This is a genomic window from Ferrimonas senticii DSM 18821, from assembly GCF_000422665.1.
GTDB lineage: Bacteria > Pseudomonadota > Gammaproteobacteria > Enterobacterales > Shewanellaceae > Ferrimonas > Ferrimonas senticii.
Window position 1 is genome coordinate 45,914 of the sequence record NZ_AUGM01000017.1, and the last position, 14,832, is coordinate 60,745.

Genomic DNA, 14,832 nt, shown 5'->3' on the forward strand with positions numbered 1-14,832 from the left:
CTCTAATTAAACTTTTTCGACGCGGATGCGAATGTGGCCGTAGAACGCCGATGCACCACTGAAACGATCATAACGAGTTGAGATCAGTTCGTTGTTGTTGCCACCGCGGGCAACCTTACCAAACAGTTCGGCGGCATGACGGCCATAGGCCCAGTGGCCTTGACCAAAGCACTTGGCCACGGAACCTGGACGAACCCCCTCCCATAGCTTAGCGGTGCATTCAATGGCACCGACTGGGCTGACTAAACGAATGCGGTCGCCATCTTTTAGACCCAACTTGTGGCCATCAATCGGGTTGAGCTTAGCGACATCTTGGAATGCCTCATCGCCGGGATCGATATCTTTAAACTCGTAGTACCACGGCGAGTTAGCAGAGCGGCCTTCGTGGTTTAAGCGCGATTTTTGATCCACCAGCAGCAGCGGGTAGGTTTTGGCATCGCCATCGCGCACTGGCGCTTGGTAGTGCGGCACAAAGGCAAGCTGATCGATTCCGCTGTATTCACAGGCGGTAACCACGGTATTGACGTCCACCTTATGCTTGTCAGCATGGCCTACCAGCGCCTTTTCTAAGGTCTTGGAGAAAAATTCAAATTTGCCGGTGACGGTTTTGTATTTACCCCAGCGAGACTGATACTGGTATGAGTGGCTGTTCCAAACCCCTTTGTCTTGGAACTCTTGCCAGCCACTGCACTTTTCACCGTACTTAGAGGCATCTTGATGCCACAGTGGGGCGGTCACGTATTTGGTCAGCAGTTCTGGGAACTCGCTAATGTCTTTGGCTGGCTTGCCGGTTTCTGGGTCCAGCAGCATTTCGTTGATGTAACGCCATGGCAGATCAAAGCCACGCTCAGCCAGTTTCTGTGCCAGCAGGTACGGCACTTCCGATTCATCTTGGCGACTGTCGTGCAGGCGTTTGATCATTGGCTTTTGCAACGACACGTGGCTAACCCCGTTACCGGCGGCAGACAATACCCCCCACTTTTCAAACATATGGTGGCTGGCGGGCAGCAGCAGATCGGCAAACCAGCTGGACTCACTGATGTGGGTGGTGACGTGGGCCATAAATTCAACTTTGGCCAAGGCTTTTTCCCAGCGCTGACATTCTGGGGTCGAGAAGGCAAAGTTGTTGAAGTACGAGACCATCACTTTGATGTCGTACGGATCGCTGGCGAGAATGGCGTCGGCCACGTTGTTGGTGACTACGCCGCCGCCGGATTTGCCTTTTTTCAGGGCAGGGAAGGTTAGGCGACCACGTTGATCGATCTTTTCATGCTTAACACCGGCTTTGGCAATCGCATCCATGTAATCGGTCGGCGCTGGAAATGATTTGTTTAACGGTGCTTTGTTGTAAGGGAACAAGCCGCCTTTATTGTCGATACCACCAAATAAACCGTTAAGGGCGTGACAAGCCAACGAGGTGTAGGTACCGCGCACCTGCATCACTGAACCACGGGCAGTCCACACCTGTACTGCTGGCGCTGCGGCGCCCATTTCTTCGGCGATGGTGCGGATCTCCGCGGCGCTAATGCCAACGTATTGTTCAGCCCATTCTGGGGTGTTGTCTTTTAGCGCTAAGTTCCACCACTGTACCAAGCCGTAGGTGTGCTTTTCGCTGAACAGTTGTGGATCCACCTGCTGGCCGGCCACGAAACGATTGTTGCCGTCGTTAAAGTCACCCACAAACGGCTTATGCCATAGGCCTTTCACTAAGGCGTGGTGAGCAATAGCCAGGGCTAAAGCGCTATCTTGGCCGGTTTCAATTGGTACCCATTTATGGGCTTTTGCCGCTGAAGCAGACAGTCGCGGATCAACCACCACCACTTTGGCGCGGTCTAGGGTTTCCCCCCAGGCGCTGGAGTAAAAGCTTACCTGGCGGTTAGACCCAATTGGATCGGCACCAAAGCTCAAAATGTACTTGCTGTTTTTAACGTCGTATTGGTTGTAGCCCCAGTTGCCGTCCATAAAGTACGGCCCCATCTTGTGGGCTTCGGCACAGGTGGCGGAGTGAGAGATGTTGTTGGGGGAGCCGATCATGCTGGTCATCTTGCTGTACAGCAGATCGTTTAAGATTGAGTAACGGCCACGCAGCAGAGCGTATTTATGGCTTTCACCATTGTTGCGCAAAGCGATGATCTTATCGGCCAACAAGCCCATCGCGTCATCCCAACTGATTGGCAGGAACTGTGGATCTTGATCGCGCCCTTTGTTCGGGTTAGTGCGGATCATCGGCATTGTGAGCCGATCCGGATCGTAGACCTGTTGCAACCCTAGCAGCTGACGAGGGCAACTGGCGGTATCGTGAATTTTGGAGTGCGGGTTACCACGGACTTTGATGGCGCGGCCATCCATGACGTACACCTGCTTGGCACACCAGGAGGTGCAGCCCTGACAAGTAGTCGGGTGCCATTGGCCAGTGCCGGTGCGCAGATCGATTTTGGGTAGGTTGGCGGCCATGGCTTCAGCGAGAGGGGTTAACACCAAACTGCCGGTGATCCCAGCCAGTGCCGCACTGGTCGCAGATGCGCGCAAAAAGCGTCGGCGGCTATGGTTAACGGATGGTTGTAACGATGACATCACGGAACCTCATTTGTACATGCGTTTATCCAAATAATCACATAACAATAAAGTCGCGAGTTATTTTGTCTGTGCGCTGTTTCGCATCTTCATTGCCATTGAATGGCGTCATTACCAATTTGTGGGTAGTTCGACAAAAGTGCGGTCTGCTGTGAATGCGGTCTCATCGAATGGGGGGATGGATGGTTGAGGGGATTGCCTATGGTGCTGACGCTGACAATCAAATCGTTGTCACTGAGGTGGTTGAATTGACACGCTAGGGACTACGCTGGTCGCGCTGGCAGCGATTTGCTGTCTTTTTAAAACCAAACTGGAATCTTGTTGATGGTGCAGTGAAAAGTTGACGTTAACGTCAAAATCAAACATACGCAGCGCGTTGTTCGTTGCAGGAAATATCGGAGTCAATGAATTTTAACGCATTTAGGCTTAACGCACTGGTAATCCTAAACATAGCGACCGCTTTTTAATTACTTCTGGTAGTCATTGTTAATAAAACAACCAAGTCAAGTCTGCGACCAAGTGTAATATTGTTACGTAATAAAAAAACGCTATTTAGTGAATCGGTTTTACCAACTGACCAATTCAATGAAACGTTTGTTTTAAGTAAATACTCAGCGTAAGTTGGTTTGGTATTTCTCTTTTGAAACATGCAGATAGCTTAAAGTTATAAACGCTTGTTTATTTGAATGTTGATTTTGTTTGTTCGATGTTGCAGTTTTAAGGCTACAGTTTACTCAGCGAATTAGGCGTAATGGATGTTGGCGCCGCTGGAAGTTTTTTAGTTACAACTGAAAGTTCGATTAAGGGGAGATCCGATGAGTAATCCATTAGGTGCTGATCACATCGACATCATTGGGCCGGAACAGCCTGAGTCCAGCGCGATTTTGACCGCCGAGGCATTAACACTTATTGCTGAGTTGGCGAGCCAATTCCAAAGCCGACGTGAGCAATTATTGGAACTGCGGCGTGAACGTCAGGCACAGATTGACGCGGGCAAGTTGCCAGACTTTTTGCCGGAAACCGCCCACATTCGCCAGGGCGATTGGCAGATCCTTGGCATTCCGGCGGATCTGCAAGACCGTCGAGTGGAGATCACCGGACCGGTTGAACGCAAGATGGTGATTAACGCTTTAAACGCCGACGTCAAAGTGTTTATGGCGGATTTCGAGGATTCGTTGGCGCCGGCGTGGGATAAGGTGGTGCAAGGGCAAGCTAACCTGCGTGATGCCATCCGCCGACAGATTGACTTTACTCACCCCGAAACCGGCAAGCAGTATCAGTTATGCGAGGATCCGGCGGTGCTGATCGCTCGAGTTCGTGGTTTGCATCTGGATGAGGTGCACCTGCATTGGCAAGGCAAGCCAATCACCGGCGCGCTCGTCGACTTTGCATTGTACTTCTTCCACAACCATCAGACGCTCCTCGAACAAGGCACTGGGCCTTACTTCTATATCCCCAAGTTACAAAGCCATCTAGAGGCACGTTGGTGGGCCGATCTGTTTGCTTACACCGAAGAGCGTTTCGGTTTGCAGCCAGGCACCATTAAAGTGACGTGCCTGATTGAAACCCTACCGGCGGTGTTCGAGATGGATGAGATCCTCTACGAACTGCGCAACAACATCGTTGGCCTCAACTGCGGCCGTTGGGATTACATTTTCAGCTACATCAAAACCCTGCGGAATCATCCCGATCGGGTATTGCCGGATCGCCAAGTAGTGACCATGGACAAGCCGTTCCTAAGCGCTTACTCACGATTGTTGATTAAGACCTGCCACAACCGCGGCGCCTTGGCGATGGGTGGTATGGCGGCGTTTATTCCCGCCAAAGATCCCGCTAAGCAGCAAGCGGTGCTAACCAAGGTGCAGGCGGATAAAGAGCTGGAGGCGAAGAACGGCCATGATGGCACTTGGGTTGCCCACCCGGGGTTAGCGGATACCGCCATGGCGGTAATGAATCAATACTTTGGCGACAGTCCTAACCAGATGGCCATCAGCCGCAGCGAGGATGCGCCGATCACCGCCGCCGATCTGCTGGCGCCGTGTGATGGCCAAGCGACCGAAGTGGGGATGCGCGCCAACATTCGTATCGCGGTGCAATACATCGAAGCGTGGATCTCCGGTAATGGTTGTGTGCCGATCTACGGTTTGATGGAAGATGCCGCCACCGCCGAGATCTCCCGCGCCTCAATTTGGCAGTGGATCAAGCACGGTACCCATCTGGATAACGGCCAACTGGTGACCGTGGCGCTATTTGAACAGATGCTCGAGCAAGAGCTAGCCGTGGTTCGACAAGAGCTCGGTCAGACCCGCTTTGATGGCGGTCGCTTTGATGAAGCCGCCGAACTGTTCCGCAGCCTTACCAGTGCCGAGCAACTGAGTGATTTTCTCACGTTGCCCGGTTACCAAATTCTGACCCGCCAGACGGTCGCTTAAGTCATCGTTTAAAGGAGTAAATAATGTCTACCTATAAATCAGACATCGATTCAGCCGCCAATTTGATTGGCTCAATGGGTTCGGCATGGAATGCCATTAACCCAGAATTTGCGGCGCGAATGAAGGCCCAGAATAAGTTTAAGACCGGCCTTGATATCGCCCGCTACACCGCCGATATCATGCGTGCTGATATGGCCCGTTACGACAACGATCCGTCGCAGTACACCCAATCGTTGGGCTGCTGGCATGGCTTTATTGGTCAACAGAAGCTGATCTCGATTAAGAAGCACTTTAACAGCACCGACCGGCGCTACCTGTACCTGTCCGGTTGGATGGTCGCAGCGCTGCGCAGTGAGTTTGGGCCGCTGCCGGATCAGTCGATGCATGAGAAGACCTCAGTGGCGTCGTTGATTGAAGAGTTGTACACCTTCCTGCGCCAAGCAGACGCCCGTGAACTGGGTGGCTTGTTCCGCCAGTTGGATGCGGCCCGTGCTGCTGGTGACAGCGCTAAGCAAGCGGAAATCCAAGCTGCAATCGACAATCATCAAACCCATATTGTGCCGATTGTCGCCGACATTGATGCCGGTTTTGGTAACGAAGAAGCGACCTATCTGCTGGCGAAAAAGATGATTGAAGCCGGCGCCTGCTGTATTCAGATTGAAAACCAAGTGTCTGATGAGAAGCAGTGTGGTCACCAAGATGGCAAGGTGACGGTGCCTCATGAGGATTTCCTCGCCAAGATCCGCGCCGTGCGTTACGCCTTCTTGGAGCTCGGCGTTGATAATGGTGTGATTGTCGCTCGTACCGATTCACTGGGTGCAGGGCTTACCAAACAGATCGCGATTACCAACGAGCCGGGCGATCTGGGCGATCAATACAACAGCTTCCTTGATGGCGATTACATCGACAGCGCCGATGACATCGCCAACGGCGATGTGGTGATCAAAGCCAACGGCAAATTGCTGAAGCCTAAGCGCCTGCCTTCCAACCTGTTCCAGTTCCGCAAAGGCACCGGTGAAGATCGAGTGGTATTGGATTGCATTACCTCACTGCAAAATGGCGCCGATCTGTTGTGGATTGAAACCGAGAAGCCCCACGTTGGCCAAATTGCCGCGATGGTCAACCGCATTCGTGAAGTGGTGCCGAACGCCAAACTGGTTTACAACAACAGCCCATCCTTTAACTGGACCTTAAACTTCCGTCAGCAGGTGTTTGATGCGTGGCAAGAGGCAGGTAAAGATGTGTCGGCGTACGATCGCGCCAAGCTGATGAGCGTTGATTACGACGCTACTGATCTTGCGGTTGAAGCGGATGAGAAGATCCGCACCTTCCAAGCCGATGCGGCTCGAGAAGCCGGTATTTTCCACCACCTAATCACTTTGCCAACCTACCACACCGCGGCACTGTCAACCGACAACCTTGCCAAGGAGTACTTTGGCGAGCAAGGGATGCTGGGTTACGTCAAGAACGTTCAACGGCAAGAGATCCGTCAGTCAATTGCCTGCGTTAAGCATCAGAACATGGCAGGTTCTGACATGGGTGATGACCACAAAGAGTACTTCTCTGGTGATGCTGCCCTGAAAGCCGCTGGCAGTGATAACACCATGAACCAGTTCGGCTAAGCCAAATCAGCCCACGCTATTGCTTGGGCAACTGTTCCCGCCGTGTCGTGTGTGACATGCGTTTTGGGCTAACCCTCGGGTTAGCCCTTTTTTATGTTACTGGCTTGTTGGCGACCCAACGTTGCCCGCGTTCGACAATGTCAGGCAGTAGCTGGTCAAAACTGGTGCTGATCTGCCCCTGCAGTCGCCAGATCTCATCAATTGCATTGACTAGCCGTTGTGGCTGTTTAAGCCGCAAGGCAATTCTCGTTAGCGCCAGGTTGATATTGGCCGGCTGGCGATATTGCATAAGCCAGTTTTCGGCGGCGATCCGTGGGGATAAATGTTGGAGCTTTTCAGGCAGATGCTCACTATCTTGCAAACTTCGGTAGCATTTTTCACTGAACTGACTAAGTGAGAGCGGGTGCCATCGTTGAAACTGTTTTGCTAAGCAGTGATCAAATGCCATATCCAGTAAGATCCCGGCAACTCGGCGGTGTTCACTAGCAAACTGCTGCTTTAGCGCCAGCGTTAACGGGTGATGATCTACCCAGCCATCGACTTGGCGATGCAGTTGCATGCCGGTACGCAGCGGTTCCGGCCAATGGGCCAGAGAACCGCGGACAAAATCGGCAGCGATGGCACCGGCAAAATCGGTATTGGTTTTATCGGCCACATAGAAGTGACAGAGGAAGTTCATCAGCGGCCTTACATCGTCAATCTCAAGGAGGAGATCATGGCAACGAATCCACATCAGCGCCAGCAGAGCGCAAGACTGTCGTCGGCGCCAGCGCCAGCCAACAAGGCGAAACAGCTGCAACTTCACTTTGAATTACAACCTGTGCCCAGCGCCTATCACCGCTCGTTACAAAGTTTGCCGTCAACCAAGCCAAAAACCACCACTACCGAACCGGGCTGAAACTTGCAACTGACGGGGGCTCATTTACAATGTTGCCCCCGCTATAGAAGGCTTTGTGAGTTGTTGATGCTAGTTGCTGATTTCTCTTTTGATCTACCTGACGAATTGATCGCTCGTTACCCAACCGCTGAACGCCGTGCCTCTCGTTTGCTGCGGCTCGATGGCAACAGCGGCAAATTGGTCGATGGTCAGTTTGCCGATCTGTTGGAACAGCTGCACGATGGTGATCTGATGGTGTTCAACAACACTCGCGTGATCCCAGCTCGGGTTTATGGCCAAAAAGCCTCTGGCGGTAAGTTTGAGATGTTGGTGGAGCGAGTACTGGATAACAAGCGCGTGCTGGCGCATGTACGCAGCTCAAAATCCCCGAAACCGGGCAACCAACTGCAGTTCGATGAAGGTGTCACCGCCACGATGGTGCAGCGTCATGATGCGTTGTTTGAGATCGCCTTTGATGGTGATGACACCGTGCTTAACATTCTCGATCGCATTGGCCATATGCCACTGCCACCTTACATCGACCGTCCAGATGAGGGGGCCGATCGTGAACGCTACCAAACCGTCTATAACAAACGCCCAGGTGCCGTTGCCGCGCCAACTGCGGGGCTGCACTTCGACGATGAGATGCTGGCGGCGCTGAAAGCCAAAGGGGTTGAGATCGCCTACGTGACCTTGCACGTCGGTGCCGGCACCTTTCAGCCGGTGCGCGTGGATAAGATTGAAGATCACCACATGCACTCGGAATACGCCGAAGTTGACCAAGCGGTGGTGGACGCCATCTTCCGCACCAAAGCCAATGGCGGTCGCGTGGTGGCGGTGGGTACTACGTCAGTGCGTTCGCTGGAATCGGCTGCTGCCGAAGCGCGCAAGCACGGTGAACAACTGGCACCGTTTGCCTCTGAGACCTCGATCTTCCTCTACCCAGGTAAACGCTTTCACATCGTTGATGCGATGGTGACCAATTTCCATCTGCCGGAATCAACGCTGATCATGTTGGTGTCAGCGTTTGCTGGCCAAGACCACACCATGAACGCTTATCAGCACGCGATCGCTCAGGGCTACCGCTTCTACAGCTACGGCGATGCGATGTTTGTCACTCGCCGTGACGAAGATGATAGCGAGATCTAACATCGGCTAATGCTTTGTTGGGCGGCGGTTGAAGTGACCGCTGTCTGTCCCCATCTAGCGTTAAACCCCAGCGTTAAACGCTAGACTTTGCCATCACTGGACTGTTTCTCTGGTGAGAGAGTGTAACTATGAAAATGAAATTTGACCTGTTAGGCACCGATGGCCGCGCCCGTCGTGGCCGTTTGACCTTTGAACGTGGCGTGGTAGAGACCCCGGCATTTATGCCAGTGGGTACTTACGGCACCGTTAAAGGCATGACCCCAGAAGAGGTTGAGGCTACTGGCGCTCAGATCTGCTTGGGCAACACCTTCCACCTGTGGCTGCGTCCGGGTAACGAAGTGATGCAGAAGCACGGTGATCTGCACGGTTTTATGAACTGGCATAAGCCGATTTTGACCGATTCCGGCGGCTTCCAAGTATTCAGCTTGGGTCACATCCGTAAGATCACTGAAGCCGGGGTGCACTTCCGTCACCCAATTAACGGCGACAAAATCTTCCTAGACCCAGAAAAATCGATGGAGATCCAATACTACTTGGGCTCCGACATCGTGATGATCTTCGACGAGTGTACCCCGTACCCTGCGACCGAAGAGGAAGCGGCAACCTCAATGCGGATGTCTCTGCGTTGGGCGCAGCGCTCTCGCGATGAGTTCGATCGTCTGCAAAACCCAAACAATCTGTTCGGCATTATCCAAGGTGGCGTTTACGAGCACCTGCGTGATGAATCCTTAGAAGGCCTGATGAACATCGGCTTCGATGGTTACGCTGTTGGTGGTTTGGCTGTGGGTGAGCCTAAAGAGGATATGCACCGCATTCTGGAGCACATCTGCCCGAAGATCCCTGAAGACAAACCGCGCTACCTGATGGGTGTTGGTAAGCCAGAAGATCTGGTGGAAGGGGTGCGTCGTGGCGTCGATATGTTCGACTGCGTAATGCCAACCCGTAACGCCCGTAATGGTCACCTGTTCACTGCCGAAGGCGTAATTAAGATCCGTAACGCCAAGCACCGTGACGATGTCTCGCCGCTAGAGCAGGGCTGTGATTGCTACACCTGTAAGCACTATTCCCGCGCATATTTGCACCACTTGGACAAGTGCAATGAAATCTTAGGTGCGCGTCTCAATACCATTCACAATTTGCGTTATTATCAGCGCGTTATGGAAGGTTTGCGCAGTGCAATTGAGCAGGGTAAGTTGGACGACTTTGTTGCCGACTTTTACGCCAAACTCGGCCGCGAAGTGCCGCCGCTGAACGATTAATTCATCAATAAAATAAGAGAGAAGCTCGATTATGTTTATCGCAAACGCTTACGCCGCTGAAGGTGCTCCAATGGGTGGTTTAGAGCCACTGTTTATGCTGGCCATTTTTGGTCTGGTGTTCTACTTCATGATTCTGCGCCCGCAGAACAAGCGTGTAAAAGAACACAAGAGCTTGGTTGAAGCGCTGGCTAAAGGCGACGAAGTGCTGACCTCTGGCGGTCTGCTGGGTAAAGTGACCAAAGTAACCGCTGACAGCGATTACGTGGTACTGGCTCTGAACGACAGCACCGAAGTGACCCTGAAGAAAGATTTCATCACTGCAGTTCTGCCGAAAGGCTCAATTCAGTCGCTGTAATCGCAATAACGATAAATTGAAGAAGGGGCAGCGGTGTGTTGAATAAATACCCGATGTGGAAAAACCTGCTGGTGATCTTAATGATCTCTGTGGGTTTGCTGTATGCCTTGCCCAACGTGTATGGGGAAGATCCGGCGCTGCAGATCTCTGCAGGACGGAATGCAACTTTGTCGACCTCGACTGTGGATCAGGTGCGGGACGCGCTGACCGAGGCTGACATTGATAGCAAAAACTTGGTGATGGAAAACGGCCTAATTGAAGTGCGCTTCAACAACGTCGAAGATCAGAGCCGTGCAAAGGAGTTGGTAAAAGACGCATTGGGTGACGATTACACCGTTGCCATCAATCTGGCGCCAGCCACTCCGGATTGGCTGAAAGCGGTTGGCGGCAGCCCGATGAAGCTGGGTCTTGACCTTCGCGGCGGGGTTAACTTCCTGATGGAAGTTGACATGGGCGAGGCGATCAACAAGCAGCAAGAGCAGATTGTCACCGATTTTCGTGCGCAACTGCGTGAGCAGCGCCTGCGTTACTCATCGGTACGGATCGCGCCAACTGGCGTAGAAGTGCGTTTTCGCGATGCCGAGGTAGCCAGCAAAGCGTTGGCCTACTTGAAGCAGAACAACCAGAACTTGGTGTTTACCGAACGTGATAGCACCGCTTTTGTTGCCAGCTTTACTGAGCAGTACCTCAAAGAAGTTAAAGAGTACGCGCTATCGCAAAACATCACCATTTTGCGTAACCGTGTAAACGAACTTGGGGTGGCCGAGCCGGTAGTTCAGCGCCAGGGTGCTGATCGCATCACGGTGGAACTGCCTGGTATTCAAGACACCGCCCGCGCCAAAGAGATTCTGGGTGCGACCGCGACTCTGGAGTTCCGCGAGTTAGCGGAAAACGCCGACGTTGCTGCAGCGCTGCGTGGCATTGTGCCGCCAGATGCCAAGCTCTACCAAGATCGTGATGGTCAGCCGGTGATCCTGAAGCAAGCGGTAATTCTGACCGGTGATCACATCACTGGCGCGCAATCTGGGTTTAACCCAGAAGACAGCCGTCCAAATGTGAGCATCGATTTGGATGCCGTTGGTGGTAACAAGATGGCTGACTTTACCAAAGACAAGATTGGTAAAGGTATGGCGACCGTGTTTATCGAATACAAGGCCACTGGCGAGCGTGATGCAGAAGGTCGTCCGAAGTTCGATAAGATTGAGGAAGTGATCAACGTTGCTACCATTCAGGCGCGTCTGGGTCGTTCGTTCCAGATCACCGGTATCGATAGTCCTGCCGAAGCGCGTAACCTAGCGATGCTGCTGCGTGCCGGTGCGCTGATTGCGCCAATCACCATCGTCCAAGAACGCACCATTGGCCCATCTTTGGGTCAAGAAAATATCGACAACGGTAAAGCGGCATTGATGTACGGCATGCTGGCGGTAGTGCTGTTTATGGCGATCTACTACCGCAAGTTCGGTGTGGTTTCGGTGGTGGCATTGGCCGGTAACGTGGTGCTGATGATCGGCATTATGTCGATGATCCCAGGGGCGACCCTGACCATGCCGGGGATTGCCGGTATCGTTCTGACCATCGGTATGGCGGTGGATGGTAACGTCCTGATTTTCGAGCGTATTCGTGAAGAACTTCTGGGCGGTCGCAGCGTTCAGCAGGCGATCAACGAAGGCTATGCCAACGCCCTGTCGACCATTGCTGATGCCAACATCACTACCTTGATTACCGCCTTGATTCTGTTCTCGGTGGGTACTGGTCCGGTGAAAGGCTTTGCGGTAACGCTGATGATCGGTATTGCCACTTCGATGTTCACCTCTATCGTCGTTACCCGCGCCATCGTTAACGCGATTTGGGGCGGTAAACGCCTGAAGAAGCTGGATATCTAAGGAAGTAATCATGTTTCAGATTTTAAGTCTTAACAACACCGTCGACTTCCTTAAGCACGCCAAATGGGTGGTACTGCTGTCAGTGGTACTGGTGATTGGTTCGATCGTCAGTATGGCCACTAAGGGCATGAACTGGGGTCTCGACTTCACTGGCGGTACCGTGGTGGAGATCGCCTATAACCAGCCAACCTCACCGGCGGATGTGCGTAAGTCGCTAGAAAGCAACGGCATCAATGGTGCGGTCGTGCAGCAGTTTGGTAGCGCTCGCGACATTCTGGTGCGGGTGCCACCAAAGATGGGTGAAGGCAATGCGCTGGTTACTCAGGTGGAAACCGCGGCCAAGGCGCTGGCGACTGACGCCCAGATCAAACGGGTAGAGTTCGTTGGTCCACAGGTCGGTCAAGAGTTGACCGAGCAGGGCGGTCTGGCGGTTCTAGCGGCGATGCTGTGTATCTTGGTGTACGTTGCGTTTCGTTTTGAGTGGCGCTTAGCGACCGGTTCGGTGCTAGCACTGGCCCACGACGTTATCGTGACACTGGGGGTGTTCTCATTCTTCCAGTTGGAGTTCGATCTGACCGTACTGGCCGCGGTACTGGCGGTAGTGGGTTACTCGTTGAACGATACCATCGTGGTATTTGACCGAGTTCGTGAGAACTTCATCAAGATGCGTAAAGGCAGCCCAGAGCACATCGTTAACGTCTCTGTGACCCAAACCATGAGCCGTACCATCATCACCACCAGCACCACCCTGTTTGTGGTGGTGTCGCTGTTCCTATTGGGCGGCGCGATGATCCACGGCTTCGCTTCGGCGTTGCTATTGGGTATTGGTGTTGGTACCTACTCGTCGGTTTATGTGGCCAGTTTCGCGGCGATCAAACTGGGGATCTGCAAAGAGCACATGATGCCAGTGGTGATTGAGAAAGAGGGCGCGGATCAAGACGCCATCTTGCCTTAATCAGCCACTAACGTGATTTATACTTGACAAGCCACCCCTCGGGGTGGCTTTTTGTTATCCGGATGTTAAGCAGTAAGGAGAGGTAGCGGATGGACAGCTACGTAGAACTCTTTCGAGCCGGCAACGCTCTGGAAGCCAATGCCCTTAAAGGGTTGCTCGAACAGCAAGGGGTGCCGGTGCGATTGCTTGGCGAGGCACTGGGGGGCGCCGCTGGTGAATTGCCGGTTGACAGCCAACAGATCCGCTTGTTGGTCCAGCAGTGTCAGCTCAGTTCGGCGCAGCAGGTACTTACCCAATACCAGCAAAATCTGGCGCCATGGCAATGCGTATGCGGAGAGCAAAATGACGGCCACTTTGAGGTCTGTTGGCGTTGCGGCAGTGAGCCGCAGGCCTAAGGTGGGTTTATCTCTGTTGCCAATGTTTCGCTTGCCCAGATCCCCAATCGATCATCATTAACGCTGCTGTAGGAGTCGTTCCGATGCGTTATTTTCCGCTATTTCACGATACTCATAATCTGCACATCTTGGTGGTTGGCGGCGGCGAAGTAGCCGCTCGCAAGCTGGCGTTATGGAGCCGTACTGAAGCGCGACTTGAAGCTGTTTCCCCCACTTGGGTTGATGCCATTGTCGATCTGCACAACCCCAATCTGACGTTGGTTAGCAAGTACTACAGCCCAGAGATGCTACAAGGCAAGCAAGGGGTGATCGCCGCCACCGACGATGGCGAATTGAATCGGGCGATTGCCCGCGAAGCCAAGGCGCTGGGGTTGTGGGTTAATGTGGTCGATCAACCACAGTTGTGCAGTGTGATCACCCCTGCGATTGTTGATCGTAGCCCGATGGTGATTGCTATTGGCAGTGAAGGCAGTGCGCCGGTGTTAGTGCGTACTTTACGGGGCTATCTTGAGGCGCGACTGCCGCGCAGCTTAGGAAAATTGGCTCAGTTTATTGGTGAACAGCGCCAGCGAGTGATGACCGCCAATGACAATCCCCGTGGCGTGTGGGAGCGCTTTATCGAGCGTAATGGCTTGGCCTTGACCGAGCGCAGTGAGCAACTGCTAACTCAAGCGTTGGCTGGCGTCAGCAGCAGTGGTCAACTGTGGTTAACTCACCAAGGGCGCGATCCGGCGCTGCTGCCCATAGCGGCGATGGCCGAACTGCAACGGTTGGATAGGGTTATTACCGATGATTTAGCGCCGATGATGGCGGATCTGGTGCGCCGTGATGCCAGTATCGAACGCCTAAGTGGCTTGAAGTTGACCCAACTCAGTCACTGGCTGCAACAGGGTGAACAACTGTTGTTGGTGACCAGCGAAGCGGACTATCCGGTGCTGATTGAGCGTCTTTCACAGCAGCAGATAACCCCACGAGATCCCTACCAACCGTTATGAAGCGGATTTATCCTGCGGGAATAAAAACCATCGTCTTGGCACTGGCGTCGTTGCTTGGCATAGCGACGGTGATCGGCCTGTTTAGCGAGGTTGGTATCATGGCGCTGATGTTGGTGCCAGTCGGATTGCCGATAGCCTTGCTGTTTAGCGTCATTGGCATCCCCTTGTTGGTGACCATTTACGGTTGGCCGGCAGCGCTGGCCAGCGGCCTTAGTGCGCTGCTGGCGATTGTTGGCTTGGTTAACCATCAGCAGCGTTGGGGGCAGATCGCCGCGGTTATTGGCATCAGCGCATTTACCCTGCTGTCGATGTATGGCCTCGGCCACGGCGGTTAAT

General features: G+C 53.3%; 13 protein-coding genes. 11 read left to right on the plus strand and 2 right to left on the minus strand.

Going from position 1 to position 14,832, the window contains the following annotated elements:
* Window positions 1-6 precede the first annotated feature (6 nt).
* The gene (arrA, locus tag G506_RS0110135) at window positions 7-2,574 is read right to left on the minus strand and encodes an arsenate respiratory reductase molybdopterin-containing subunit ArrA (protein WP_028116765.1); all 2,568 of its coding nucleotides are present in this window, start codon (window positions 2,572-2,574) and stop codon (window positions 7-9) included.
* 815 nt (window positions 2,575-3,389) lie between these two features.
* Here arrA and aceB point away from each other — a divergent pair.
* Both aceB and G506_RS0110145 read left to right on the plus strand, forming a co-directional pair.
* The gene (gene aceB / locus G506_RS0110140) at window positions 3,390-5,006 is read left to right on the plus strand and encodes a malate synthase A (protein ID WP_028116766.1); all 1,617 of its coding nucleotides are present in this window, start codon (window positions 3,390-3,392) and stop codon (window positions 5,004-5,006) included.
* Between the two features lie 23 nt (window positions 5,007-5,029).
* Window positions 5,030-6,628, plus strand: coding sequence for an isocitrate lyase (locus G506_RS0110145; RefSeq protein WP_028116767.1), 1,599 nt, complete (start codon window positions 5,030-5,032; stop codon window positions 6,626-6,628).
* A 91-nt stretch (window positions 6,629-6,719) separates the two neighbouring features.
* Here the strand turns inward: G506_RS0110145 and G506_RS19445 are convergent, their stop codons facing one another.
* The gene (locus G506_RS19445) at window positions 6,720-7,307 is read right to left on the minus strand and encodes an acyl carrier protein phosphodiesterase (protein WP_051202045.1); all 588 of its coding nucleotides are present in this window, start codon (window positions 7,305-7,307) and stop codon (window positions 6,720-6,722) included.
* A 36-nt stretch (window positions 7,308-7,343) separates the two neighbouring features.
* Here G506_RS19445 and G506_RS20930 point away from each other — a divergent pair, with 36 nt between their 5' ends.
* The 9 genes from G506_RS20930 (at window position 7,344) to G506_RS0110195 (ending at window position 14,831) form a co-directional block, all read left to right on the plus strand.
* Window positions 7,344-7,526 (plus strand): hypothetical protein, encoded by a 183-nt coding sequence (locus G506_RS20930; protein WP_028116768.1) that lies wholly within the window; start codon window positions 7,344-7,346, stop codon window positions 7,524-7,526.
* Window positions 7,527-7,592: 66 nt separating this feature from the next.
* Complete coding sequence (gene queA, locus G506_RS0110160; RefSeq protein WP_028116769.1) at window positions 7,593-8,654, plus strand: tRNA preQ1(34) S-adenosylmethionine ribosyltransferase-isomerase QueA; 1,062 nt, start codon at window positions 7,593-7,595, stop codon at window positions 8,652-8,654.
* A gap of 134 nt (window positions 8,655-8,788) precedes the next feature.
* Entirely contained in the window at window positions 8,789-9,913 is a 1,125-nt protein-coding gene (tgt, locus tag G506_RS0110165) for a tRNA guanosine(34) transglycosylase Tgt (RefSeq protein WP_028116770.1), read from the plus strand.
* 31 nt (window positions 9,914-9,944) lie between these two features.
* Entirely contained in the window at window positions 9,945-10,268 is a 324-nt protein-coding gene (yajC, locus tag G506_RS0110170) for a preprotein translocase subunit YajC (protein WP_028116771.1), read from the plus strand.
* 35 nt (window positions 10,269-10,303) lie between these two features.
* Window positions 10,304-12,151 (plus strand): protein translocase subunit SecD, encoded by a 1,848-nt coding sequence (gene secD, locus G506_RS0110175; protein WP_028116772.1) that lies wholly within the window; start codon window positions 10,304-10,306, stop codon window positions 12,149-12,151.
* Between the two features lie 10 nt (window positions 12,152-12,161).
* Window positions 12,162-13,106 carry a protein translocase subunit SecF gene (gene secF / locus G506_RS0110180; RefSeq protein WP_028116773.1) on the plus strand — a complete coding sequence of 315 codons (945 nt, stop codon included), beginning with the start codon at window positions 12,162-12,164 and terminating at the stop codon, window positions 13,104-13,106.
* A gap of 89 nt (window positions 13,107-13,195) precedes the next feature.
* A complete protein-coding gene (locus G506_RS0110185; protein ID WP_028116774.1) occupies window positions 13,196-13,501 on the plus strand; it encodes a putative signal transducing protein in 306 nt (101 codons plus the stop codon).
* A gap of 83 nt (window positions 13,502-13,584) precedes the next feature.
* Window positions 13,585-14,496 (plus strand): precorrin-2 dehydrogenase/sirohydrochlorin ferrochelatase family protein, encoded by a 912-nt coding sequence (locus tag G506_RS19450; RefSeq protein WP_051202046.1) that lies wholly within the window; start codon window positions 13,585-13,587, stop codon window positions 14,494-14,496.
* Window positions 14,493-14,831 (plus strand): hypothetical protein, encoded by a 339-nt coding sequence (locus G506_RS0110195; RefSeq protein ID WP_156904866.1) that lies wholly within the window; start codon window positions 14,493-14,495, stop codon window positions 14,829-14,831. The genes G506_RS19450 and G506_RS0110195 overlap by 4 nt, the downstream gene beginning before the upstream one ends.
* The last annotated feature ends 1 nt before the right edge of the window (window position 14,832 follow it).